Source organism: Streptomyces sp. NRRL F-5650 (assembly GCF_000721365.1).
Classification (GTDB): Bacteria; Actinomycetota; Actinomycetes; order Streptomycetales; family Streptomycetaceae; genus Streptomyces; species Streptomyces ardesiacus.
The window spans coordinates 91,250-115,110 of sequence record NZ_JOGV01000017.1 but is presented as its reverse complement, the minus strand read 5'-3'; the positions used below and the strand labels follow the sequence as shown (position 1 = coordinate 115,110).

At 71.4% G+C, this 23,861-nt stretch carries 23 protein-coding genes and 1 tRNA gene; 14 read left to right on the top strand and 10 right to left on the bottom strand.

What is annotated here, in order from left to right; all coding sequences use genetic code 11:
- The first annotated feature begins 48 nt into the window (after positions 1-48).
- Positions 49-1,275, top strand: coding sequence for a cation:proton antiporter (locus tag IG88_RS0118245; protein WP_031041921.1), 1,227 nt, complete (start codon positions 49-51; stop codon positions 1,273-1,275).
- Positions 1,276-1,468: 193 nt separating this feature from the next.
- On the opposite strand, the gene IG88_RS0118240 is transcribed toward IG88_RS0118245, so the two are convergent.
- Positions 1,469-1,957: a cation:proton antiporter regulatory subunit gene (locus IG88_RS0118240; RefSeq protein ID WP_031041918.1), complete on the bottom strand. Its 489-nt coding sequence runs from the start codon at positions 1,955-1,957 to the stop codon at positions 1,469-1,471.
- A gap of 105 nt (positions 1,958-2,062) precedes the next feature.
- On the bottom strand, positions 2,063-2,602 hold the full coding sequence (locus tag IG88_RS0118235; protein ID WP_031041915.1) for a helix-turn-helix domain-containing protein: 540 nt from the start codon (positions 2,600-2,602) through the stop codon (positions 2,063-2,065).
- An 84-nt stretch (positions 2,603-2,686) separates the two neighbouring features.
- On the opposite strand from IG88_RS0118235, the gene IG88_RS0118230 reads away from it, so the two are divergent.
- The 3 genes from IG88_RS0118230 to IG88_RS40255 all read left to right on the top strand — a co-directional run bounded on the left by IG88_RS0118230 (position 2,687) and on the right by IG88_RS40255 (position 5,935).
- On the top strand, positions 2,687-3,643 hold the full coding sequence (locus tag IG88_RS0118230; RefSeq protein WP_031041913.1) for an alpha/beta hydrolase family protein: 957 nt from the start codon (positions 2,687-2,689) through the stop codon (positions 3,641-3,643).
- A gap of 113 nt (positions 3,644-3,756) precedes the next feature.
- Positions 3,757-4,626, top strand: coding sequence for a CPBP family intramembrane glutamic endopeptidase (locus IG88_RS0118225; RefSeq protein WP_234332187.1), 870 nt, complete (start codon positions 3,757-3,759; stop codon positions 4,624-4,626).
- Positions 4,627-4,681: 55 nt separating this feature from the next.
- Positions 4,682-5,935 (top strand): caspase family protein, encoded by a 1,254-nt coding sequence (locus tag IG88_RS40255; protein WP_051851948.1) that lies wholly within the window; start codon positions 4,682-4,684, stop codon positions 5,933-5,935.
- 245 nt (positions 5,936-6,180) lie between these two features.
- Here the strand turns inward: IG88_RS40255 and IG88_RS0118215 are convergent.
- The 3 genes from IG88_RS0118215 to IG88_RS0118205 form a co-directional block, all read right to left on the bottom strand.
- A tRNA-Pro gene (locus tag IG88_RS0118215) sits at positions 6,181-6,254 on the bottom strand.
- Positions 6,255-6,320: 66 nt separating this feature from the next.
- Positions 6,321-7,073: a Pr6Pr family membrane protein gene (locus IG88_RS44960; RefSeq protein ID WP_031041905.1), complete on the bottom strand. Its 753-nt coding sequence runs from the start codon at positions 7,071-7,073 to the stop codon at positions 6,321-6,323.
- A 228-nt stretch (positions 7,074-7,301) separates the two neighbouring features.
- The gene (locus IG88_RS0118205; protein ID WP_031041902.1) at positions 7,302-8,231 is read right to left on the bottom strand and encodes a metallophosphoesterase; all 930 of its coding nucleotides are present in this window, start codon (positions 8,229-8,231) and stop codon (positions 7,302-7,304) included.
- A gap of 119 nt (positions 8,232-8,350) precedes the next feature.
- On the opposite strand from IG88_RS0118205, the gene IG88_RS0118200 reads away from it, so the two are divergent.
- The 4 genes from IG88_RS0118200 to IG88_RS0118180 all read left to right on the top strand — a co-directional run bounded on the left by IG88_RS0118200 (position 8,351) and on the right by IG88_RS0118180 (position 13,317).
- Positions 8,351-8,815: a GatB/YqeY domain-containing protein gene (locus IG88_RS0118200; protein WP_031041901.1), complete on the top strand. Its 465-nt coding sequence runs from the start codon at positions 8,351-8,353 to the stop codon at positions 8,813-8,815.
- A gap of 1,022 nt (positions 8,816-9,837) precedes the next feature.
- Entirely contained in the window at positions 9,838-12,078 is a 2,241-nt protein-coding gene (locus IG88_RS0118190) for a glycoside hydrolase domain-containing protein (RefSeq protein WP_031041898.1), read from the top strand.
- Positions 12,079-12,083: 5 nt separating this feature from the next.
- Positions 12,084-12,563 (top strand): hypothetical protein, encoded by a 480-nt coding sequence (locus tag IG88_RS0118185; RefSeq protein WP_031041896.1) that lies wholly within the window; start codon positions 12,084-12,086, stop codon positions 12,561-12,563.
- Positions 12,564-12,567: 4 nt separating this feature from the next.
- Entirely contained in the window at positions 12,568-13,317 is a 750-nt protein-coding gene (locus IG88_RS0118180; RefSeq protein ID WP_031041892.1) for a hypothetical protein, read from the top strand.
- Here the strand turns inward: IG88_RS0118180 and IG88_RS41385 are convergent.
- The 3 genes from IG88_RS41385 to IG88_RS0118165 form a co-directional block, all read right to left on the bottom strand.
- Positions 13,308-13,568 (bottom strand): LuxR C-terminal-related transcriptional regulator, encoded by a 261-nt coding sequence (locus tag IG88_RS41385; protein WP_199807464.1) that lies wholly within the window; start codon positions 13,566-13,568, stop codon positions 13,308-13,310. The genes IG88_RS0118180 and IG88_RS41385 overlap by 10 nt on opposite strands.
- Positions 13,569-13,795: 227 nt before the next feature.
- Positions 13,796-14,302, bottom strand: a complete 507-nt coding sequence (locus IG88_RS0118170) for a hypothetical protein (protein ID WP_031041884.1) — start codon at positions 14,300-14,302, stop codon at positions 13,796-13,798.
- 210 nt (positions 14,303-14,512) lie between these two features.
- Complete coding sequence (locus IG88_RS0118165; protein WP_031041881.1) at positions 14,513-16,777, bottom strand: transglycosylase domain-containing protein; 2,265 nt, start codon at positions 16,775-16,777, stop codon at positions 14,513-14,515.
- Between the two features lie 459 nt (positions 16,778-17,236).
- Here IG88_RS0118165 and wblA point away from each other — a divergent pair, with 459 nt between their 5' ends.
- Positions 17,237-17,575 carry a transcriptional regulator WblA gene (gene wblA, locus IG88_RS0118160; RefSeq protein WP_031041878.1) on the top strand — a complete coding sequence of 113 codons (339 nt, stop codon included), beginning with the start codon at positions 17,237-17,239 and terminating at the stop codon, positions 17,573-17,575.
- 70 nt (positions 17,576-17,645) lie between these two features.
- On the opposite strand, the gene IG88_RS0118155 is transcribed toward wblA, so the two are convergent.
- Both IG88_RS0118155 and IG88_RS0118150 read right to left on the bottom strand, forming a co-directional pair.
- Positions 17,646-19,064 (bottom strand): ArsA family ATPase, encoded by a 1,419-nt coding sequence (locus tag IG88_RS0118155; protein ID WP_031041875.1) that lies wholly within the window; start codon positions 19,062-19,064, stop codon positions 17,646-17,648.
- A complete protein-coding gene (locus IG88_RS0118150; RefSeq protein WP_031041872.1) occupies positions 19,061-20,038 on the bottom strand; it encodes an ArsA-related P-loop ATPase in 978 nt (325 codons plus the stop codon). Before IG88_RS0118150 ends, IG88_RS0118155 begins: the two co-directional genes overlap by 4 nt.
- Positions 20,039-20,167: 129 nt before the next feature.
- Here IG88_RS0118150 and IG88_RS42635 point away from each other — a divergent pair, with 129 nt between their 5' ends.
- From IG88_RS42635 to IG88_RS0118125, 5 genes are all read left to right on the top strand, one after another.
- Positions 20,168-20,329, top strand: coding sequence for a DUF4177 domain-containing protein (locus IG88_RS42635; RefSeq protein WP_003975360.1), 162 nt, complete (start codon positions 20,168-20,170; stop codon positions 20,327-20,329).
- Positions 20,326-20,793 carry a RidA family protein gene (locus IG88_RS0118140; RefSeq protein ID WP_031041870.1) on the top strand — a complete coding sequence of 156 codons (468 nt, stop codon included), beginning with the start codon at positions 20,326-20,328 and terminating at the stop codon, positions 20,791-20,793. Before IG88_RS42635 ends, IG88_RS0118140 begins: the two co-directional genes overlap by 4 nt.
- A 215-nt stretch (positions 20,794-21,008) precedes the next feature.
- On the top strand, positions 21,009-22,046 hold the full coding sequence (locus IG88_RS0118135) for an alpha/beta fold hydrolase (protein WP_031041868.1): 1,038 nt from the start codon (positions 21,009-21,011) through the stop codon (positions 22,044-22,046).
- A gap of 59 nt (positions 22,047-22,105) precedes the next feature.
- Positions 22,106-23,017, top strand: coding sequence for an NUDIX hydrolase (locus IG88_RS0118130; RefSeq protein ID WP_031041865.1), 912 nt, complete (start codon positions 22,106-22,108; stop codon positions 23,015-23,017).
- Positions 23,014-23,856, top strand: a complete 843-nt coding sequence (locus IG88_RS0118125) for an MBL fold metallo-hydrolase (RefSeq protein ID WP_031041863.1) — start codon at positions 23,014-23,016, stop codon at positions 23,854-23,856. Before IG88_RS0118130 ends, IG88_RS0118125 begins: the two co-directional genes overlap by 4 nt.
- The last annotated feature ends 5 nt before the right edge of the window (positions 23,857-23,861 follow it).

Sequence of the window (23,861 nt, the reverse complement as noted above, 5' to 3'; positions counted from 1 at the left end):
CCCCCGCACGCCCCCCGCCACCGACCCGCCCCGGAGGGACATCCGCCCGTGCACAACACCACCGCCGTGCTCATCGAACTGGGAGCGATCATCCTCGCTCTCGGACTCCTCGGCCGCCTCGCCGGCCGCGTGGGCTTCTCGCCCATCCCCCTCTACCTGCTGGCCGGGCTCGCCTTCGGCCAGGGCGGCATCCTGCCCCTGCAGGCCAGCGAGGAGTTCACCGCCACGGGCGCGGAGATCGGCGTCATCCTGCTGCTGCTCCTGCTCGGCCTGGAGTACAGCGCCTCCGAACTGGTCACCAACCTCAAGACCCAATACCCGTCCGGCGCGGTCGACTTCATACTGAACGCCGTACCCGGCGCCGTGGCGGCACTGATCCTCGGCTGGGGCCCGGTGGCCGCCGTCGCGCTCGCGGGCGTCACCTGGATCTCCTCCTCCGGGGTGATCGCCAAGGTCCTCGGCGACCTGGGCCGGCTCGGCAACCGCGAGACCCCGGTCGTCCTCGGCGTCCTCGTCATCGAGGACCTCGCCATGGCCGTCTACCTGCCGATCCTGACGGCCCTGCTCGCCGGCGTCAGCCTGGCCGGCGGCGCGGTCACGCTGCTGATCTCCCTGGGCACCGTCGGCGCCGTCCTCTACCTCGCCCTGCGCCACGGCCGGCTGATCAGCCGCGCGGTCTCCTCCGACAGCGCGGAAACCCTGCTGCTGGTGGTCCTCGGCCTCACCCTCGTCGTGGCGGGGCTCGCCCAGGAACTCCAGGTCTCCGCCGCGGTCGGCGCCTTCCTCGTGGGCATCGCCCTGTCCGGCGAGGTCGCCGAGGGTGCCAGCAGCCTGCTCACCCCGCTGCGGGACCTGTTCGCCGCCGTCTTCTTCGTCTTCTTCGGCCTGTCCACCAACCCGGCCGACATCCCGCCGGTCCTCGTCCCGGCCCTGATCCTCGCCGCCGTCACCGCGCTCGCCAAGGTCGCCACCGGCTGGTACGCCGCGCACCGCGCCGGTCTGCGAGGCGGTGGCCGCTGGCGGGCGGGCGGCACGCTGGTGGCGCGGGGGGAGTTCTCGATCGTTATCGCCGGGCTCGCGGTGGGCGTCGAACCCCGTCTCGGTCCGCTGGCGACGGCGTACGTCCTCATCCTCGTCGTCCTCGGCCCGCTCACGGCCCGCTTCACCGAGCCTCTCGCCCGCCGCCTCACCCGCGGCCGCGGCAAGACGGCGGACACGCGGAACGCGACGGCACCCGAGCCCACGACCCCGGAGTCGACGCACGCCAACGCGTAGTCGCGACCGCCGGGGGACGGGAGGCCGGGTACCAGGGGCATGCCGGCCGGCCCGTGGGGGCCGGTGGGGCGAGTGCGGGGGCCGGCGAGGACGAGTGGGGGCCGGCGAGGACGAATGAGTGGGGGCCGGCGGGGACGAGTGGGGGCCGGCGAGGACGAATGAAGGCGGGTGGGGCCGGTGGGGTCCGGGCGCCTCACTCCCGCCCGAGGATCTCCGAAGCCGTGTCCACGCCCTCCCGCGTACCGATCACGATCAGCGTGTCACCCCCGGCCAGCCGGAAGTCCGGCCCCGGCGACGGCAGCGCCTCGGTCCGCCGCAGCACGGCGACGACGGAGACGCCGGTCTCGGTACGGATGCGGGTGTCGCCCAGCAGGCGTCCGTTCCAGTGCGACGTCGCCGACAGCCCGACCCGCTCGGCGACCAGCCCCAGCTCGGTCGTCGACAGCAGACTCGGACTGTGGTGCGCGGGCCTGAGCGCGTCGACGACCAGGGCCGCTTCCTGAGCGTCCAGTCGGACGGACAGCGCGGGGTCGTCGTCGGAACCGTTCTTGCGGTACGCGCTCAGCGTCCGCACCCCGTCCCGCTCCGCCACCACCGACAGCCGCCGCCGCTCCCGGGTGACCAGGTCGTACCGCACCCCGATCCCCGGCAACGGTGTCCTGCTCGTACGCGCAGCACCCACGGCCGCCTCCCTGTCTGCCCAGGCCAGTCCTTCCGGCAACCCGGGACACCTTAGGCCCTGCCAGCCCGGACACCGTCACCCCCGTTCCACTTCCTGACGCCTCTCTTACGCCGTGCCGCCCTCCTTGTCCGGCATGACGACAAGACTGATGAGGTGGCGGACGCGTCCGTCGTCCGGTCTGCGCCCGGTGCGACGGGCGACCACGTCCTCCAGTTCCGCGACGAGTTCGGTGAACTCCTCGTCCGTCAGCCAGACCGCGCCCTGCCGGTAGAGGACGCCTTCGCGGACGGGCTCGGTGTCGTCGCGGGAGAGGTAGCGGTCGAAGTCGGCCATGAGGGCGCCGGTGAAGACGGTGAAGGCCTGCCGGTGGTCGTCCTTGGTCATGGCGGCGCGGGCGTCCTCGTCGACGAGGGCCTCGTCCTGGCGGACCCGGTAACTGCGCTCGACGGTGCCGCGTACGCGCTTCTCCTGGCTCACCTCCAGGACTCCGGCCTCGGTGAGCGTGGCCATGTGGCGGTACATGGACGCGGGCGAGACGTCGGGGAGCCGTTCGCGTAGCTGAGCGGTGGTCAGTTCACCGGCTCCGACCAGGGTTTGCAGGATGCGCATGCGGACCGGGTGGAGGAGGAGGTTCGAGGTAGCCATGGGGCTAATGTTCTCACATCTGATAACGTTCTCGTAGTTGAGAGCGATCAAGCGTAGTTGAGAGCGATCGAGAGAGGCGGAGCCTTGCCCGAAACCGACCTGACGGTCACCGCGGACGACGGGACCCCGCTGGCCGGCACCTTGAGCCTGCCCGCTGGCCCCGGACCGCACCCCGCCGTCCTCCTGCTGCACGGTTCGGGTCCCCTGGACCGCGAGGGCAACACGCCGAGGCTGCCGCTGAACCTCGGGCGCCCGCTGGCCGACGCCCTGGCCGGGGCGGGCGTCGCCGCGCTGCGCTACGACCGGCGCGGCGCGGGTGCCACGCCCGGCGCCTGGGAGGAGACCGGCTTCACCGACAACCGCCGCGACGCCAGCGCCGCCCTGCGCCGCCTGGCCGCACACCCGGACGTGCGCCCCGACGCCGTCGGCGTCGTCGGCCACAGCGAAGGCGCCCTGCACGCGATGACCCTCGCCGCCCGGCAGGAGGTGGCGGCGGCCGTACTGCTGGCCGGGTTCGCCCGCGGGGGCGAGGCTGCCTTCCGCTGGCAGGCGGCGTCGGTCTTCGGCGGCCTGCCCGCCCCGGTCCGCCTCCTGCGCCGCCCGCTGGGCGCTCTGGGCGAGCGCGTCCTGGCCCGCGTCAAGCGCACCAGCACCGACGTGGCGCGCATCGCCGGTCTCAAGGTCAACGCCCGCTGGATGCGCGAGATGCTCGTCCACGACACCCGTGACGACCTGGCCGCGGTCCCCGTCACGGTCCCCGTGCTCGCCGTCACCGGCGACAAGGACGTCCAGGTCCCTCCCGCCGACCTGGAGGAGATCCGGCGCCTGGTGCCCGGCGGCGCCACCGAGGTCCACCGCGTTCCCGACCTGACCCACGTACTGCGCCGCGACCCGGACCGGCCCACGCTCCGCTCCTACCGCCGCCTCCTGCGCGAGCCGGTCGACCCGGAGCTGCTCGCCCTCGTCGCGGCCTGGCTCGGTGCCCGCCTGTGCGAGCCCTCGGCCGCCCCCGCGGACGAGCGGCGCACGACCCGCCCCTGACGCGCCGACGAACCGAAGTCGGCCCCGCACGCACCACGCACCACACACCACACACCCCCCCCGATCACCCAAGCCCCACCACACCCATCACCACGGACAACCGAAGGTTTGGCATGCCCACTTCACGCACGGCGTCGCACGGCACCCCACTCGGCGCATCCGTTCCCACCTCGGCACCGGCCGAGGGCCGCCACTACCGCGGCGACCTCCCCCTCTTCATGGTCATCGCCTTCGCCGTGAGCTGGCTCTGCTGGGGCGTGGCGATCGCACTGGGCGGCACGGAGACCAACGAGGCCGCCAACGCCCCCTACGTGCTGGGCGCCTTCGGCCCCTTGGCAGGCGCCCTCGTCATCCGCCTGCGTCGCCGCCGACGGGGTGAGCCGGTCCCGGAGCACGTGGTCCCCTTCCGGGCGGCACTCCTGCTCAAGGCCGTACTGCTGCTGGTGCTGGGCTCGGCGACCGTACTGGTCGCCGCCCTGCTGGCGAGCCGTGCGGGCGGTCCCGAACTGAGCCTGGACGTGGCGAAGGACGCCGTCGAGGACTTCGGCGGGCCCGCGGCCTTCCTCGTCGGCATGCTGGTCAGCGGCCCGCTGTCCGAGGAGCCGGGCTGGCGGGGCACCGCCTACCCGAGGCTGCGCGAAAAGCTGGGCACCCTCCAGGTCTGCCTGGTCCTGGGCGTCACGTGGGCCGTGTGGCACCTCCCGCTCTTCTTCATCGACGGCACGGTCCAGCACGACCTGGGCCTCGCCACCCCGAGCGGCATCCTGTTCGTCGCCAGCAACATCCCGATGGCCATGCTGGTCACCGCGGCCTACGAGCGCGCCGGCATCGTCGCCTCGATCGCGGTGCACTTCGCGGTCAACGCGACGATGATCCTGCTCGCCGTCGAGGAGCCGGAGGTGCAGGCCATGATCCTCGGCATCCAGGCCCTGACGGTGACGGCCCTCCTGCTCACCCACCGCACGGGACGACGCCGCCCGTAGGCTCCACGCCCGGTGGCCGGGACCATCTCGTCGGGGAGCGCCTGCTCGCGGCCGGATGAGCCGGCAGGTCGCCCGCGTCCGGGGCCTATGGGGGCTTTCCGAGGAGAACTGCGTCGTCGTTTCGCAGCCGACGCGTGACACCATGCTGGCCGCCGTGGACAAGGCCGCCGCCGAGGCCACGGACACGCTGGTCGTCTACTACGCGGGTCACGGATTGCTCTATCCGCTCAGCAGCGACCTCCATCTCGCCGTGCCGGAGACAACCAAGGACAAGTCCTACACGGCCGTGAAATACGAAGACCTGCGCGAGATCCTGCTGAGCGCCAGACGGGTCAGACGCAAGGTCGTCATTCTTGACTGCTGCTTCAGCGGGACCGCGCTGCGCGGCGCTCTCTCGGCGGACGACGCCGCTGCCGTGCGTCTCGCCGGTGTCCAAGGCACGTCCGTCCTCGCCGCCTCGCACGCAACCAAGCAGGCCCTGGCTCCCCCTGGAGAGGACTACCCGGCCTTCACCGGCGAACTTATCGCCCTGCTCGACAAGGGGAACCGGGAACAGCCGGAACTGCTCTCCATGGCCGACATCTTCGACCACGTCGACCAGGCGCTGCTGCAGAAGGGACGACCCCGGCCCCAGCAGCTCAATCGCGACCACGGTGCTCACATCTGCGTCGCTCGTAACAGGGCTCCGAGGCCGCCCGAGCCGATATCTGACGAGAGCGAGTCGCGTGCGGAGGCGGAGGCAGCACGGCGCCGGAGGAAACGGAAGAGATGGCTCGGCGTGTTCGCAGCCTTGGCCACCCTGTCCTTCGCGGCCGTCGCATGGTTCGACCCGGGCGGCAACGCCGGGAAGGACGACGCCGGTGATTCGGGCAAACCGACCGCACAAGCGGGGATCGAGTGCGGGAGGGCGAACTTCACTTTCGACACGGGCGACGGTGCAGGGAGGCAGGAGGTGTCCGTCAAGGTGGTGCACGACGCCGCCTGCAAAGGGGACTTCGACGCAATGGAAGTTGCCATGGACCGCGGGGGCTTCAGCGGTGCCGGCTTCAACTCGGTCAACCCGGACAAGGTCATCGCCGAGTGGAAGAAGAGGAAGAACCGCACGGACTTCCTGCAAACACTGGTGACGCTGCTGGAGCGCGAACCAGAAGTCTCACAGGGCGGACTGACCTTCTCGAACGGCAGCCAGGTGGCTACCTGGGCGAGAGGCGCCGGCACCCAACCCGACGCACAACTCAGGTGGACAGGCTACTTGGACTGCTCACGCGCCCCTGACTCTTCAACCGAAGTCTGCGACTATTACGGGTGATCTTCGACTTGACTCGAGGACGATGGCAAACGGGTTGAGAGCTCCCGCGCAGCGACTACACACCCGCCAATGCCGGCCGATCCCCCACCGGAGGCATCGTTCTGACCATCACCGGCATCGCGGTCGGTGCGCTGAGGGAGGGGCCGACGGAGATCACCTCTCAGACCTCTCCCAAAGAAGCGGTGAAACCAAGCAGGGGCCTGACCCACTCTCGCGGATCAGGCCCCTGACCTGGTACTTCACTGTCGGGGTGGCGGGATTTGAACCCACGACCTCTTCGTCCCGAACGAAGCGCGCTACCAAGCTGCGCCACACCCCGATCGTCGCTGCTCGTCGCGGCGACGTCGTTTACTTTAGCCCACCGGTGGCCGGAGACGAAATCCGGTTAGCGGGGGCTCCGGCCCGGACCCGGGCGGGTGTGGTCCAGGGCGACCAGGAGGACGGCCAGGGCGTACAGGGCGAGGCCGACGAGAAGGGCGTTGCCGAGGACGATCTTGTAACCGTGCTGGTCGACGTCGAGGAAGGGATAGAGGTAGCGGTCCTCGGAGCCGGGGAGGAGCAGTGCGCCCCGGGCCAGGGAGAAGACGAGGTAGGCCAAGGGGTACAGGAGCCACGCGGGGGCCTGGCGCAGGTGCAGGCGGCCGGGGGCGGTGAAGAGGAGCCAGTCCAGGGCCGCGGCCACCGGCACCGCGGTGTGGAGGATGTGGGTCGCGGCGGTCTGCCAGGTCGGCCCGGCGGCGTCCGGCACCGCGAACAGCGTCGAGGCGCTTTCGGGGAGCAGGTGCTGGACCAGGCCGGCCGCGACGACGTAGAAGAGGGCCGCTCCAGTGAGGCCGCTCGGCAAGGGGTGGTGGGCGGACCAGGCGCACCGGGCGGAGGCGAGCATGACCAGGGCCAGCAGGATGCCGCTCTGGACCGTGAAGTGGCTCAGGGCCGCCGGGGGCGGGCCGTTGCCGACGAGCAGCTCGATCACCACGCCGGTCAGGGCCAGCAGCGCGGTCGCGCCGCGGAAGACGGCGACCAGGCGACGGCGGGTCGGGATCAGCACGGCGCGGGCCGGTACGACGGTGGGCTGCAGGACGACGTGGCCCGGGATCGGGGGGAGGTCCGGGATGTCCCTGGGTATCGGCGCGGTCATGGCCTCAACGTAGGCAAACCGGGCATAGGGGGCTATGTGGGTGGGCCGTGTGGGTTACCCGTGGCCCCCTGCCCAGGCCCGCCGGGGCGGCTCAGCCCCGGCCACCGGAGCCGACCACCGGAGTTGACCACCGGAGCTGGCCACCGGAGTTGACCACCAGAGACCACTGGAGCTGACCACCAGGGCTGACCAAAGCGCACCGGAATCCCGAATCCCCCAGAGGGCCCGTCAGTCGTCCCGCCCCACCAGCGTCAGCAGCGTCGCCTCCGGGGGGCAGGCGAAGCGGAACGGGGTGTAGCGGTTGGCGCCGCAGCCGGCCGAGACGTGGAGGTAGGAGGTGTGGCCGCCGGAGGTGTGCGTGGACAGGCCCTTCACGCGGTCCGTGTCGAGGTCGCAGTTGGTGACCAGGGCGCCGTAGAAGGGGATGCACAACTGGCCGCCGTGGGTGTGGCCGGCCACGATCAGGGGGTAGCCGTCCGCCGCGTACGCGTCCAGGACGCGCAGGTACGGGGCGTGCACCACACCCATCGAGAAGTCGGCCGTGCCGGACGGACCGCCGGACACCTCCGCGTACCGGTCCCGCTTGATGTGCGGGTCGTCCAGTCCCGTCAGCTCGACCGACACACCCTCGATCTTGAGCGTGCCGCGGGTGTTCGTGAGGTTCTGCCAGCCCGCGGCGTCGAAACCGTCGCGCAGGTCTTCCCACGGGTTGTGGACGGCGCCGACGACCGGAGGGTTGCCGTTCAGGCCGTGGCGGCCCTGGACCTTCTCGAGCAGGTACCGGGCGGGGTTGCGGGGCCGGGGGCCGTAGTAGTCGTTGGAGCCGAAGACGTAGGCGCCCGGGAACTCCATCAGCGGGCCCAGCGCGTCCAGGACCTCGGGGACGCCCTCCGGGTCGGACAGGTTGTCGCCGGTGTTGAGTACGAAGTCGGGGCGCAGGCCGGCCAGCGAGCGCAGCCAGCGCTGCTTCTTGCGCTGACCGCCGACCATGTGGATGTCGGAGACCTGGAGCACCCGCAGGGGGCGCATCCCGGAGGGGAGGACGGGGACCGTCACCCGCCGGAGGCGGAAGGAGCGGGGCTCGATCCCCGTCGCGTAGATCAGGCCGGCGGCACCAACCGCCGTGATTCCCAGGGGTACTCCGTATCGCGCGCGCATATGTCCATCGTGTCAGAAGCGGCCGGCGGGCGGCGGCGCGAGGCCCTCCGGGGGCGAGTGCGCCTGGGGCGCGTAAATCAGCGGGCGCCGGTCCTCGCGCACCTGCGACAATCAGGTCCATGACCACGCTCAAGTCGAAGCTGCACGACGACCTCAACTCCGCGATCAAGGAGCGTGACGAGCTGCGCTCCTCGACGCTCCGGCTGACGCTCGCCGCGATCACCAAGGAGGAGGTCGCGGGGAAGGAGAAGCGGGAGCTCTCCGACGACGAGGTGCAGAAGGTGATCACCCGCGAGGCGAAGAAGCGCCGTGAGGCCGCCGAGGCCTTCGCCCAGGGCGGTCGCCCCGAGCAGGCCGAGCGGGAGAAGGCGGAGGGCGAGGTGCTGGCCGCCTACCTGCCCAAGCAGCTCTCCGACGACGAGCTGAACGCGATCGTCGCGCAGGCCGTCGAGGAGGCGAAGGCGGCCGGCGCCGAGGGGCCGCGGGCCATGGGCGCCGTGATGAAGATCGTGAACCCGAAGGTGGCCGGGCACGCCGAGGGCGGCCGGGTCGCCGCCGCGGTCAAGAAGCTCCTGGCCGGCTGAGGAATCGCCCACGCCCGACGCTCCACGCCCGACGCCCGACGCCCGACGCCCGACGGCCGACGCCCGACGCCCGACGGCCGACGCCCCACGCCCGACGGCCGACGCCCCACGCCCGACGGCCCACGCCCGACGGCCGACGCCCCACGCCCGACGCCCCACGCCCGACGGCCGAGAGGGGCGAGCGACGAACCGACGCCCGCGGCAGCCGCCAGCGGCCCCCGTCGGCCGGACGGCCGATACGGCGGGCCCCTGGTGGCCGGATGGCCGACTCGGTGGGTCCCCGGCGGCCGGGTCGGTTGACGGCGGGCATCCGACGGCCGCGACGCGACGGCCGTCACCGGCCCCCGGCGGCCGGCGGCCGACTCGGTTTGGCACCGGCGGCCGAAAGGCGAGTGACGAACCGACACCCGCGGCAGCCGTCAGCGGGCCCCGGTGGCCGGACGGCCGGCACGGTGGGCCCCCGATGGCCGCGACGGCCGACAGCGGACACCCCGTGGCCGGGGCTGTGGCCGGGGCCGGGGCCGGGGCCGGAACGAACGGTGCCCCGTCCCGTCCGGGGACCGGCACCCGCCCCTCCCCGACGGGACGGGGGTTTCCGCTCCCCCGGGGGACCGGCTCCCGCCCCACCCGTACCCCCGCCGCCCGCACGGGCGAACACCGCGTTCCTCCCCTCTTGTGAACGCCCGTCTCCCGCCCCGCATGAAAAGCGCGAAAGCACCCCCTTGCGGGCGCGAAAGCGCCCCCTTGCGCGCACTTCCCTTCCCCCGGCGCTTTTGCGCCGTTCTGTTCACGGCGAAATCCGGCCTTCGTGTTCCCGCTCCGCCCGAGTCCTTCTCGCAGCCGCCCGGATGATCTAGGTTCCTACTGGTCAAGCGCAGCCCACGGGCTGCTGGGGTGGGAAATGTCGTTCTCCGGGGGGAATCAGGGCATGCCCAACCCCATGAATGCCGCGGCCATGCCGACGCGGTGTGCGCCGGCCTCTTCCACCCCGCCCTCGAATTCCGGCGGCAGGAAGGGACCCAATGGCCGACGAGATGGTGCTCCGCGCCCAGAGATTCATCAACACCACATACGGGAACGGCGCCACCCTCGGAATTTCCAAACTGGAGGAGAACGGTCGTACCGGCTGGACCGTGATGTATGCCCTGACCCGGGCACTGCAGTACGAGATGGGTATCTCCGCGCTGTCGGACAACTTCGGCCCGACCACGCTCGCCACGCTCGCCGAGAAGTACGGCAAACTCGACGAGACCACGATCCCGTCGGCGAACTTCTGCCGGATCATCCAGTCGGCGCTCTACTGCAAGGGCTACGACGGCGGCGACATCGACGGGACCTACAACGACCGCGTCAAGGCGGCCGTGGCGAAGCTGAACGCGAACATGGGCGTCGGCGGCACCTACCCCGGCAGTTCCCTGTGGCCGAAGGTGGTCAAGGGGCTGATGAACATGGACGCGTACGTCACCGTCAACGACGGGTCGGAGACCATCAGGTCCATCCAGCAGTGGCTCAACGGCCGTTACGTGCTCCGCAAGGACTTCTACATCATCCCCTGCGACGGGCACCACTCCCGGGACGTCGCCAAGTCGATGCTCTTCGCCATCCAGTACGAGCTGGGCATGGCCGACGGCGTGGCGAACGGGGTCTTCGGCCCCGGGACCCAGAGCGGCCTGAAGAGCCACACGGTGTCCACCGGCTCCTCCGGGGTGTGGGTGCAGCTCTTCACCGGGGCGATGATCCTCAACAAGCGGCCGGTGTCCTTCACGAGCTCGTACACGTCCTCGCTGGCCGCGAGCGTCAGTACCTTCCAGTCGTTCATGAAGCTCGCCGTGACCGGCCAGGGCGACTTCGGGACCTGGGCCGCCCTGCTCGTCTCCTACGGCGACCAGAGCCGGGCGGGCGAGGCGTGCGACGGCGTCACGAAGATCACGCCCGCCCGGGCCCAGGCGCTGAAGGCCGCCGGCTACAAGTACGTCGGGCGGTACCTCTACAACCCGTCCACCACGTCGCTCCCGGAGAAGGAGATCCAGCCGGGTGAGCTGGCGACCATCAAGGAGTACGGGCTGCGCTGCTTCCCCATCTACCAGACGTGGGCGCGCTCGGTCGACTACTACAGCGTCGAGCAGGGCGTCACCGACTGCATGACGGCGTCGTACAAGGCGGAGGAGCACGGGTTCAAGCCCGGCGCGCGCATCTACTTCGCCGTCGACTACGACGCGGTGGACGACGAGGTGACGTCGTACATCCTGCCGTACTTCCGCAGTGTCAGGGACGAGATGAACCGGCTGGGCAGTCCCTACAAGATCGGGGTCTACGGGCCGCGCAACGCCTGCTCCCGGATATCCGCGGCGGGCTACGCGGACGCCAGTTTCGTCTCGGACATGTCGTCCGGGTTCTCCGGCAACCTCGGTTACCCGATGCCGGAGAACTGGTCCTTCGACCAGATCGTCACCAAGACCGTCGGCTCGGGCGACGGCCAGATCGAGATCGACAACAACATCGCCTCGGGCCGCGACACCGGGCAGGGCGACTTCTACCCCACGCCCTCCGAGAAGCTCGACATCGGCTTCGACATCGATCTGCTGCCCGCCCTGCTGCAGGAGATCGAGGCGTACATGGCGAGCATCGGCAAGCCCGGCGGCGAGCGCATCTACACCCTGCGGGAGTGCCTCGAAACGATCATCAGCCACGACGCGGCGATCACGTCGGGAGCCCGCAGGTACCGGATGCGCAAGGCGCTCATCCAGACCTCGGCGTTCTGGGAGTTCTGCCACTACAGCATCAAGGACCTGACCGAGGACGCCGGTGTGAACCTGTACCACACCGGGATCATCCCCGACTGGGCCAAGGACTTCCCCGTGGTCAACCGGCTGGTCGACAGCAGCACCGGCATCGCCAAGATCTCCGGCCGCACCTGCATCCTGGCGCGCAACAACTCCATCCGCGCGGGCCTCCTGGAGGGCACCCTCCTCGACGCGACCTCCGACGACGACCGCTGGGCCATGTGGCAGAAGGTCAACCAGGACAACGTGTTCAACCTGAGCACCGTGCCGCACATGCACATCTGGGGTGCCGACGGAAAGGCGGGCGACCACGCCGAGACCCCGATCCGCCGCCCCGCGCTCGACTACGACGAGACCGAGATCTACGAGGTGCTGCGCCGGTACCAGGGCTTCGGCACGGAGGCGGAGGCCCACGCCAAGGAACGCATGCCGCTCTACGCGATCTTCGAGAAGTACAACCTCGCCATCCGCGGGGTCTGACGCACGTGATCACGGCAGCCGACCCCTGGCAGGGGCACGACACCACCGTGCTCTTCACCGTCCTCCTCGTGGCGGCACCGGCCCTCGTCGCCCTCCTGGCGTACCTGTGCTCTCGGTTCACGGGGCGGGCCCGCCCGCACCGCACTCCGGCCCGGGTGTGGCGCGACGTGTCCCTGGCCGCGGTCGCGGCGGGCCTCGCCGTCTACCTGTGGGCCCTGCTGGACCTGTTGTTCCTCGGGGACCAGGAGCAGGCGCAGGAGTGCGAGCGGCAGAAGCCCGACGGGGCGGTCCTGGTGGGCCGCAGGGGGGACTTCGTCCCGCTGCGGCTCGTCTGCGAGGTGGCGGACGGCCGTGACTACTCCGTCGTCGTCCCCGGATACGTCAGTCCCACCCTCACCGTCGTGCTGGTGCTCGCGCTCCTCGGTGCCGCGGTCTCCGCGTTCCTGCACCACCGGCAGCGCACGCCGGCACAGAAGAAAGGATGAGCCGTTGAACAACCCCGGCATTCCCCGCCGTACCACTCTGCTCGCCGCCGCCGGTGTCACCGCCGCCGCGAGCCTCACCACCACCGGCCTCCTCGCCTCCCCGGCCGCCGCCGCGCCGCAGCCGGTCAGGAATGACGCGTTGAAGGAGGCGCTGCGCCGCGCGAGAGCGCGTCACCGCCGGCTGCGCACCGGCCGCCCGTCCGTCAACGGGTGGGAGATGCAGAACGCCGCCGACGCCGACGGTGCCGTCGTCACCTGCGCCGTGCCGGGCACGGGGCTGACCGTCCCGCTGCGCATGGGCGACACGGAAACCGTGCTGGTGCACGTGATCCGCCGCTTCCACTACGAGGTGGACGCCCTGGGCGCGGGCACGGGTCCCGGGGCGCTGGCGGGGTGGACGCCGCCGTCGGCGGTGCGCGACGGCGCGCGGCCCGAGTCGAACCTCGCCTCCGGCACCGCCGTCGTCATCAGGCCGGGTTCCTATCCGCCGGGTGTGCGGGACGGTTTCACCGGTGCCCAGGTGCTGACCGTCCGGGACATCCTCGCCGACACCGAGGGTGTCGTCCGGTGGGGCGGCGACGACCGCCGCCCGTACGAGGGGCTGTTCTACCTCGACGTGCCGCCGGGCGACGTGCGGCTGGGGCGTGTCGCCGCGAAGATCCGCTCGTGGAACGAGGCGCCGGGCGCGGGGGCGGGTGCGGTGCCCGACGTGTCGGAAGCCTCCCGTCGCCGCCGGGCCGAGCGCTACCGCTGACGGACCGGCCGGTTCGGCACGGCCTGCGAGAGGGTGTCCGCCGCGGCGGGCACCCTCTCGGTCCGTACGGCGGACGCGCGGGGCGGGAGCAGGCCCAGCTCCTGGGCCCGGGCCCCCAGGGCCACCCGCCCCTTGGCCCGCAACTGCTCCATGAGCCGCTGTACCCTGCGCTGCACCGTGCGGTGCCCCACGCCGAGCCGCCGGGCGATCGAGGCGTCACTGAAACCCGCGTACAAGAGGTTCAGAATCATTCGGTCGTCGCCGCCGAGGGCGGAAAGGTCGGCACAATCTTCCGGTCTGACGGTCAAAAGAACCCCGATGTGATGTGCGGCTGTTGTGCGCGCACCATTTTAAATGATCTCTGCCGGACGGGGAAGACGAGCAAATGAAGGGTTGGGCGACAAAAGGGCGGAACGATGGAATTCCATCATTCCGCCCGTGGCGGCGGTCGCCGTTGTGACGGCGACCGCGGGCCGGCTCAGTACCAGGGGGTGCAGCGGGCGTCGCCCGACGGGTCCTCGACGCAGGCGCGCATCATGTGGGTCGAGGGGTTGTAGTACATCGGAGTGCGCGTCCAGTAGTAGTTCGTCCCGCCCGGAATCTTGGCGGTCCAGCCCGAGGCGCCGCCCTTCTTCAGGCCGAGCCGCCAGTAGCACTCGGACTGGTCCTTGGTGCAACGCTGGACGTAAACGCTCCAGTTCTGCTCGTTGGAGCCGCTGATGTAGTGCAGCCGGGCCCAGCTGTACTGGTCGCCGTCGGTCTTGCCCCACCGCAGCTCGTACATGAAGGAGCTGCCGAGGTCGTAGGGCCCGTACGGGCTGACCGGACCGGACTGCCACGTCTGGATGTTGGGGTCGTGGCCGTCGCAGCCGAAGCCGGCGCAGGCCTGGGCTCTCGCCTGTGCCGGGCCGGGGAGCACGAGGACCAGGGCGAGCGCGCTGAGCAGTGCGCCGAGCATCGCCCCGATCCGTGAACGAAGTCTCATTTCCCCTCCATGAGCGACCGCGATGAAAGGCACCCGGTGGCGGGGCCAGACGCGACTATGTCACGGCACCGGGCGAACGGAATCGCTTTCCGCCGGGCTGGCGTAATCACGTCGAATGGGTTTGGAGGTCATTTGGTCCGGAAGAAAACGGTCCCTCCCCCGTTCCGGGAAAGGGACCGTTTCGTCCTGGCCGTGTGCTGCCGGGGAGGGTCAGTGGCGTCCGCCCGGCCCGTTGCCGGGGCCCTGGATCAGGTTGCCGCCGGGGAAGCCGCCCGGCCCGCCGTTGCCGGTGCCGCCGTCGGGCAGGCCGCCGATGAAGCCGGCGTCGTCGCCGTTGCTCCCGTCGTCGGGCTTCTTCTTGTCGCGGCCCTTGTCCTTGTTCTTGTCCTTGTCCTTGTCCTTCTTCTCGTCCGGGATGTCGACGAGGTTGAACGAGGGGGAGTCCTTGCCCGACAGGGCGCCGGTCATGGCGTCCTTCCAGATGGGACCCGGGACCGCGCCACCGAAGACCAGGTCGTGGTACTGCCCGCCGATGGTGATGTCCTTCATCTGCACCTGCTGCGAGGCGCTGCCCACCCAGACGGCGCCCGACAGGTTCGGCGTGTAGCCGACGAACCAGGCGTTCTTGCGCTCGTCGGTCGTACCCGTCTTGCCGGCGTTGTCACGGTCGGTGAGACCGGCCGCCTTGCCCGTGCCGGAGTCGACCACGCCCTGCAGCAGGGTGCTGACCGTGTCGGCGGTCTTCTCGCTCATCGCGCGCGAGCACGTCGACTTCGGCACGTCGAGCGGCTTCTGCTCGTTGCCGATCTTCTGGGTGATCGACTCGATCGCGACCGGCGTGCAGTACATGCCCCGGGAGGCGAAGGCCGCGTACGCGCTCGCCATCGTCAGCGGGGCCACACCCTTGGAGCCCAGGGAGACCGCGGGGACCTCCGGCAGCTTCTCGCCGCTGCCCTGGACGACGTGCAGGGCGTCCGTCATCTTCATGACCGGGCACAGGCCGATGTCCGCCACCATCTGCACGAAGTAGGTGTTGACCGAGAGGGCCATCGCCTCCTTCAGCCGGTACGGGCCGACCTCCGACTCGCTCTCGTTGGGGACCTTCTCACCCGCCGTGTTGAGCCACGGCTTCCCGCTGCACGTCTGCACCGGCTCGGGGTAGGGCATCTCGTACGGCGACGAGTACTCCTGCGTGGGCGGGCGTCCCTCCTCCAGCGCCGCCGCCGCGACGAAGGGCTTGAACGTGGAACCGGTCGGGAAGCCGTAGTTGGAGCCGCCCAGCCCGTGGTCCACGGAGTAGTTGATCTCGGTTTCGTTCTTGCCGTAGCCGTACGGCTTCGACTGGCCCATGGCGAGGACCTTGCCGGTGCCCGGCTCGACCAGCGTGCTCGCGGCGGCCACCGAGTCCGACTGGTTCACGTGGTCCTTGAGCGACTGCTGCACCGACGCCTGCGCCTGCGGGTCGAGCGTCGTGCGGATGGTCAGGCCGCCCTGGTTCCAGACCTTGGCGCGGTCCTTGCGGGTCTTGCCGAAGACCTCGTCGCTCAGGAACACCTCGCGCACGTAGTCGCAGAAGAAGCTCGCGTTCTTCACGGCCGTGATGCAGCCGTTCTTGGGCTTGCTGACCTTCAGCCCGAGCGGTGCCTTCTTCGCCTTCTCCGCCTCGGCCGGGGAGATGTCGCCGACCTGGGCCATGCGGTTCAGGACGACGTTGCGCCGCTTGGTGGCCTCGGCCTCGTCGTTGACCGGGTCGTACCGGCTGGGGGACTGGACGATGCCGGCCAGGAGGGCGGCCTCCTGGACGTTGAGGTCCTTGGCGTGCTTGGAGAAGTACCGCTGGGAGGCGGCCTCGACGCCGTAGGCCTGCTGGCCGAAGAAGGTGATGTTCAGGTAGTTCTCGAGGATCTTCTTCTTGCCCAGCTCCTCCTCGACCTGGATCGCGAGCTTGAGCTCCTGGATCTTGCGGCCGATGGTCTGCTGGGTGGCCTGGGCGACCTTCGTCGGGTCGTCGCCCGCCTCCTCCACGAAGACGTTCTTGACGTACTGCTGCGTCAGCGTGGAGGCGCCCTCGGAGACCTCGCCGCTGCGCGCGTTCTTGTTGACGGCGCGCAGGACGCCCTTGAGGTCGATCGCGCCGTGCTCGTAGAACCGCGAGTCCTCGATGGCGACGATCGCCTTCTGCATGTAGGGCGAGATGTCCTTGAGGTCGACCACCGTCCGGTCGCGCGAGTAGACCGTGGCGATCGTGCCGCCCTCGGCGTCGAGGATGGTGGTGCGCTGGCTCAGCGGGGGAGTCTTCAGGCTGGTCGGGAGGGCGTCGAAGCTCTCCACCGAACCCTTCGCGGCCAGCCCCAGCGCGCCCACGGCGGGCAACGCGATGCCGGCCAGCACTGCTCCCGCGAGCACACTGACACCGAGGAACTTGGCGGCCTGCTGCGTTGGCGACAGACCACCGCCCGAGCGCTTCTTTGGCATGGAGGCAGCCTACGTTCTCATTCGCCGGACACGCGTATATGCCTTGGCCTAAGCTGCACTCAACTGTCACAGCAGTGCGGCCACGTATCAATACGTCCGGCGACCCCGAATCGTTCCGGACCCGCTCGATTTTTCTCGAGGGGCCCCGCTGGGGGGCGCGTTGATGTGTGCCGGCGTGTGCCACGGCGCGTGGGGTGCGTGTCCGAATCCGCCTCGTGTGTCAATCGGTGTCCGTTGTGACCCAACAGAGATGATCCGAATGTCGGGATCGTCGCACATGTCGCCAGCTCACTCCCCCGGGTGATCTGCCGCGTACTCATAGTCCGTTCGGGCCATTCAAGATTGGGCCCGAAGGGGGTGTTGCGCTGTGCCCACCTTCCGTAACGTCCTCAACTGGCGGCGGTGAATATGCCGCTGCCGCCGTGGGGGAGCCTCGATTCGGGAGAGGACGGCGCCGGTATGGGCTGGGTAACCGACTGGAGTGCGCAGGCCGCCTGCCGCACTACTGATCCGGACGAACTGTTCGTTCAGGGAGCAGCGCAGAACAGGGCCAAGGCGGTGTGCACCGGATGTCCGGTGCGGACCGAGTGCCTGGCCGACGCGCTCGACAACCGCGTCGAGTTCGGCGTGTGGGGAGGCATGACGGAACGGGAGCGTCGCGCACTGCTGCGCAGGCGGCCCACCGTGACCTCCTGGCGCCGGCTCCTGGAGACGGCGCGGACGGAGTACGAACGAGGGGCCGGCATCGTGTCCCTCGAGGACGACGAGGTGTACGAGGACTACGCGGCCGTGGTCTGAGCCCCGGCGGGGCTCACGAGGTCCGGACCAGGTCCTGCCCGGCCGGACAGGGCCCTGTGGGCGGCACGGATCAGGCGCCCGGCTCGGGCAGCTCGGGCCGGCCGGTCGCCAGGCGTGCCCCGATGTCCCGCAGCCCCGCGAGGTCGTGCACGTCGCCGGGGAGCGCGGCCACCTCGGTGACCGCCACGTCGGGGTGACGCGCGGTGAAGCGGTCGCGCGTGCGCTGCTCGCGGGCGAGCAGGTGCATGCGTTCCGCGTGCAGCCGCAGCAGTCCGGCGGCGAGCGCGTCGACGGACCGCCCGTCCGCGTCGGACACCGCCGTGCCGGAAGCTCCCGCGTCGGGTGCGGTCGGGCCGACGGCCGCCGGGTCGGGAGCCCCGGGAGAGGTGCCGTCGCGGTCCGAGTCACCGGGGGCGGACTCGGCCGACTGCGAACTGCCGTGTGGGTCGGGAGAGTTGGCGGGGGTGGTACGAACTCCAGCTTTCCCGCCGTCCTGATCCACAATGCGGGGCTCTTCAAGATTTTCCGCAGCGGCCAGTGCCCGCTCGGCCGACAGCCGGTCGGCGCCGCTGCCGTGGACGCGGTTGAGTACCAGACCGGCGAGCGGCATGTCCTCGGCGGCCAGCCGCTGCACGAAGTACGCGGCCTCCCGCAGCGCGTCCCGCTCCGGCGCCGCGACCACCAGGAACGCCGTCCCGGGCGCCTGGAGCAGCTTGTACGTGGCGTCCGCGCGGGTGCGGAACCCGCCGAACATCGAGTCCATCGCGGCCACGAAGGTCTGCACGTCCTTGAGGAACTGCCCGCCCAGCACCTTGCCCAGGACGCCGGTCATCATCGACATGCCGACGTTCAGGAACTTCATCCCGGCCCGGCCGCCCACCTTCGCCGGAGCCAGCAGGACGCGGATCAGCTTGCCGTCCAGGAAGGACCCCAGGCGCTTGGGCGCGTCGAGGAAGTCCAGCGCCGAGCGGGAGGGCGGGGTGTCGACGACGATGAGGTCCCACTCGTCCTTCGCCCGCAACTGCCCCAGCTTCTCCATCGCCATGTACTCCTGCGTGCCCGCGAAGCCCGCCGAGAGCGACTGGTAGAAGGGGTTGCCCAGGATCGCCGCGGCCCGGTCGGGGTCCGCGTGGGACTCGACGATCTCGTCGAAGGTCCGCTTCATGTCCAGCATCATGGCGTGCAGCTCGCCGCCCGCCGCGTCGTCCACGCCCTTCACCCGGCGCGGGGTGTTGTCGAGCGAGTCGATGCCCATGGACTGCGCGAGCCGCCGGGCCGGGTCGATGGTGAGGACGACCACCTTGCGGCCCCGCTCGGCCGCGCGCAGGCCCAGGGCCGCCGCCGTGGTCGTCTTGCCGACCCCGCCGGACCCGCAGCACACGACGATGCGGGTCTGCGGGTCCGCCAGCAGGCGGTCGACGTCGAGAGCGCGCGCGGCCTTCAGGCGCCGCGCGCCCTCCCGCTGACGGGCCGGGTCCTCCGGACTCATGCGATCCCCTGCTTCCGCAGTTCGGTGGCCAGTTCGTACAGGCCCGCCAGGTCCATGCCCTCCGCGAGCAGCGGCAGTTCGTGCGTCGGCAGGCCCAGCCCGCCGAGGACCGCCCGCTGCTCCTGCTCCAGCGCGTACCGCTCGGCGTACTCCCCGGCCTGTGCGAGCAGCGGGTCCACGAGCCGCTCGGCGTGGCCGCCGCGCCGCGCCCCGCCGAGCCCGGCCCCGGAGAGCGACTTGGCCAGCGCCGTGCGCGGTGTGTCCCGGACGAGCTCCAGGTCGGTGGCGTCCAGGACCTGGGGGCGGACCATGTTGACGACGACCCGGCCCACCGGGAGCCGTGCCGTGCGCAGCTCGGCGATGCCGTCCACGGTCTCCTGGACCGGCATCTCCTCCAGCAGCGTCACCAGGTGCACGGCGGTCTCGCGCGACTTCAGCACCCGCATCACGGCCTGCGCCTGATTGTGTATCGGGCCGACCTTGGCGAGCCCGGCCACCTCGTCGTTGACGTTGAGGAAGCGCGTGATGCGGCCGGTGGGCGGGGCGTCCATGACGACGTAGTCGTAGACGAACCGTCCCCGCCTGTCCTTGCGCCGGACCGCCTCGCACGCCTTGCCGGTCAGCAGGACGTCCCTGACCCCCGGGGCGACGGTCGTCGCGAAGTCGATCGCGCCGAGCTTCTTCAGGGCCCGCCCGGCACTGCCCAGCTTGTAGAACATCTGGAGATAGTCCAGAAGGGCCAGTTCGGCGTCGATGGCGAGGGCGTACACCTCCCCGCCCCCGGGAGCGACGGCGATCTTCCGCTCCTCATAAGGCAGCGCCTCCGTTTCGAAGAGCTGCGCGATGCCCTGGCGGCCCTCGACCTCGACGAGAAGCGCGCGCTTCCCCTCGGTGGCCAGGGCCAGCGCGAGGGCCGCGGCCACCGTGGTCTTGCCGGTACCGCCCTTGCCGCTGACGACCTGGAGCCTGCTCACGTATTCGAGCGTAACCAGTCCGCGCACGGAGTACTCCGGAGGCTGTGGACAACGTCGCCCCGACCGGCCCGCGCGGGGGCCCGGGCAGCGGTCGCAGAGGCGCCCCGGACAGCGGCTAGAGTCGGCCGCATGACCAAGTGGGAATACGCAACCGTGCCGCTGCTCGTCCATGCCACGAAGCAGATTCTGGACACCTGGGGCGAGGACGGCTGGGAGCTCGTCCAGGTCGTGCCCGGGCCGAACAACCCCGAGCAGCTCGTGGCCTACCTGAAGCGGGAGAAGCAGGCGTGAGCGCCGTGGAGGCGAAGCTCGCCGAGCTGGGCCTGACGCTGCCCGAGGTCGTCCCGCCGCTGGCCGCCTACCAGCCGGCGGTGCAGTCCGGACCGTACGTCCACACCTCCGGCCAGCTCCCGATGCTGGACGGCAAGCTGCCGGTCACCGGCAAGGTGGGCGCCGAGGTCACCCCGGACGAGGCCAAGGAGCTGGCCCGCACCTGCGCGCTGAACGCCCTGGCCGCCGTGAAGTCCGTCGCCGGTGACCTGGACCGCGTCGCGCGTGTCGTCAAGGTCGTCGGCTTCGTCGCGTCGGCCACCGACTTCACCGGCCAGCCCGGTGTGGTCAACGGCGCCAGCGAGCTGCTCGGCGAGGTCCTCGGCGACAAGGGCGTGCACGCCCGCAGCGCCGTCGGCGTGGCGGTCCTCCCGCTGGACGCGCCGGTGGAGATCGAGATGCAGGTGGAGCTGGTCCAGCCGTAGCGGGCGGCGACGGGATGCCGGTCCGGGTGGGCCGGCGGCGTGGACCTGCGGCCGAGTCCGGAGCGTTGCCGGGCCGGCAACAAACCTCGCCCCGGTGGCCCGGGCGCCGCAGGATCGGTGCCGGTGCCCCGTACGGCACGGAAGCCGGCCCCTGCCGCTCCCGGCCCGCCGCGGGGCCGTACCGACCGTATGGACCGTATGCGCCAGGAGGAGCCATGCCGCAGCCACCCGTGACCGACCGGCGGACCGACCGGACCGACCGGACCGACCGACCCGTGCACAGGCTGGTGGCCTCGCCCGCCGGCCGCGTTCACCTCGTGGAACAGGGCAGCGGGCCGCTGGTGCTGCTCGTGCACGGCTTCCCCGAGTCCTGGTACTCCTGGCGCCACCAGCTCCCGGCGCTGGCCGCCGCCGGGTTCCGCGCGGTCGCCGTCGACGTGCGCGGCTACGGGCGTTCCTCGCGGCCCGACGCCGTCGAGGCGTACCGGATGCTCGACCTGGTGGCGGACAACGTCGCCGTGGTCGAGGCCCTCGGGGAACGCTCCGCCGTGGTCGTCGGTCACGACTGGGGCGCGAACATCGCCGCGTACTCCGCGCTGCTGCGGCCGGACGTCTTCCGCGCGGTGGGCCTGCTGAGCGTGCCGTACACCCCGCCGGGCGGTCCGCGGCCCACCGAGACCTTCGCCCGCATGAGCGACCCGGCCGGGCCCTTCGCGGGGCAGGAGTTCTACGTCTCCTACTTCCAGGAGCCCGGCCGCGCGGAAGCGGAGATCGAGCCCGACGTACGCGGCTGGCTCGCCGGTCTCTACGCCGCCCTGTCCGCCGACACCATGCCCGGTCCCGGGGAGCCCGACCCGCACTTCGTCACCCCCGGCGGCCGGATGCGCGACCGGTTCCCGTCCGCGGGGCGGCTGCCCTCCTGGCTCTCCGAGGAGGACCTGGACGTCTACGCCGGGGAGTTCGAGCGCACCGGCCTGACCGGCGCCCTCAACCGCTACCGCAACATGGACCGCGACTGGGCCGACCTGGCCGCCCACGCGGGCGCCCCGATCACGCAGCCGTCCCTGTTCCTCGGCGGCGGCCGGGATGCGTCCACGACGTGGCTGTCCGACGCGATCGAGGCGTACCCGGTCACCCTGCCCGGCCTGAGCGCGTCCCACCTCCTCGACGGCTGCGGCCACTGGCTCCAGCAGGAACGCCCCGAGGAGACGAACCGGCTGCTCACCGAGTGGCTGACCGGCCTGCCGGACTGACGCACACCGGGCCCCGGGGGCCACTCGAACATCCGCCCGTCACCGGATAGCCTCCGGCCATGGCGAATGGTCAGTGGTACCCACCGGAGTGGCCGGACCGCATCCGCGCGCTGGCGGCCGGCACCCTCACCCCGGTCGTCCCCAAGCGCGCGGCCACCGTCATGCTCCTGAAGGACACCGGCGCGGGCCCCTGTGTGCACATGCTGCGCCGCCGCACCTCCATGGCGTTCGCGGGCGGCGCGTACGCCTACCCGGGCGGCGGGGTCGACCCGCGCGACGACGACCGCGCCATCGGCTGGGCGGGCCCCACGCGCGCGTGGTGGGCGAACCGGCTGGGCGTCGACGAGACGGGTGCCCAGGCGATCGTCTGCGCGGCGGTGCGGGAGACGTACGAGGAGGCCGGTGTCCTGCTCGCCGGGCCGACCGGCGACTCGGTGGTGGGCGACACGACCGGCGCCGACTGGGAGGCGGACCGGGCCGCGCTGGTCGACCGCGAGCTGTCCTTCGCGGAGTTCCTGGACCGCAGGGGCCTCGTCCTGCGCTCCGACCTGCTGGGCGCCTGGGCGCGCTGGATCACCCCGGAGTTCGAGTCCCGGCGCTACGACACGTGGTTCTTCGTGGCCGCGCTCCCCGAGGGCCAGCGCACCCGCAACGCCTCCACGGAGGCCGACCGCACGGTGTGGATCACGCCGGCGGACGCCACCGCCGGGTACGACCGGGGCGAGCTGCTGATGATGCCGCCGACCGTCGCCACCCTGCGCGGCCTCGCGCGGTGCGGTACGGCGGCCGAGGCGCTGGCGTCGGCTCCCGGCCGCGACCTGACGCCCGTACTGGCCCGCGCGCGGCTGGCCGGGGACGAGGTGGTGCTGTCCTGGCCGGGGCACGACGAGTTCACCAAGCACGTCCCGGGTGCGGCACCGACACCGGCACCGGCGACGCCTTCCGACCCGACCGGGGGAGCCTCCGCATGACCGACGCAGCAGCACTGCCCGGACAGCCGCGCGGCGGTGTCCTGTCGGGACCGGCCACCGCGCGCGCGGTGAACGTCCTGGCGCCCAACGCGTCGGCGATGACCCTGGACGGCACCAACACCTGGATCCTCGCCGAGCCCGACTCCGACCTGGCCGTCGTCGTCGATCCCGGCCCGCTGGACGACGGCCACCTGCGGCGCGTCGTGGACACGGCCGAGCGGGCGGGCAAGCGGGTCGCGCTGACCCTCCTGACGCACGGTCACCCCGATCACGCCGAGGGCGCCGCGCGCTTCGCCGAGCTGACACGCACCCACGTGCGCGCACTGGACCCGGCGCTGCGGCTGGGCGACGAGGGGCTGGCCGCCGGGGACGTGATCGGGGTGGGCGGCCTGGAGCTGCGGGTCGTACCGACCCCGGGGCACACGGCCGACTCGCTGAGCTTCCATCTCCCGGCCGACCGGGCGGTCCTGACGGGCGACACCGTCCTGGGCCGCGGTACGACGGTGGTGGCCCATCCCGACGGCCGTCTCGGCGACTACCTGGACTCGCTGCGCAGGCTCAGGTCGCTCACGGCCGACGACGGGGTGCACACGGTGCTTCCGGGGCACGGGCCGGTCCTGGAGGACGCCCAGGGCGTCGTGGAGTACTACCTGGCCCACCGGGCCCACCGCCTCGCCCAGGTCGAGACGGCGGTGGAGGACGGCCACCGCACGCCGGGCGAGGTCGTCGCCCATGTGTACGCGGACGTCGACCGCTCCCTGTGGCCGGCGGCGGAGCTGTCGGTGCGGGCGCAACTGGAGTACCTGGCCGAGCACGGGCTCATCGAGCGGCCCGACTGAACGTC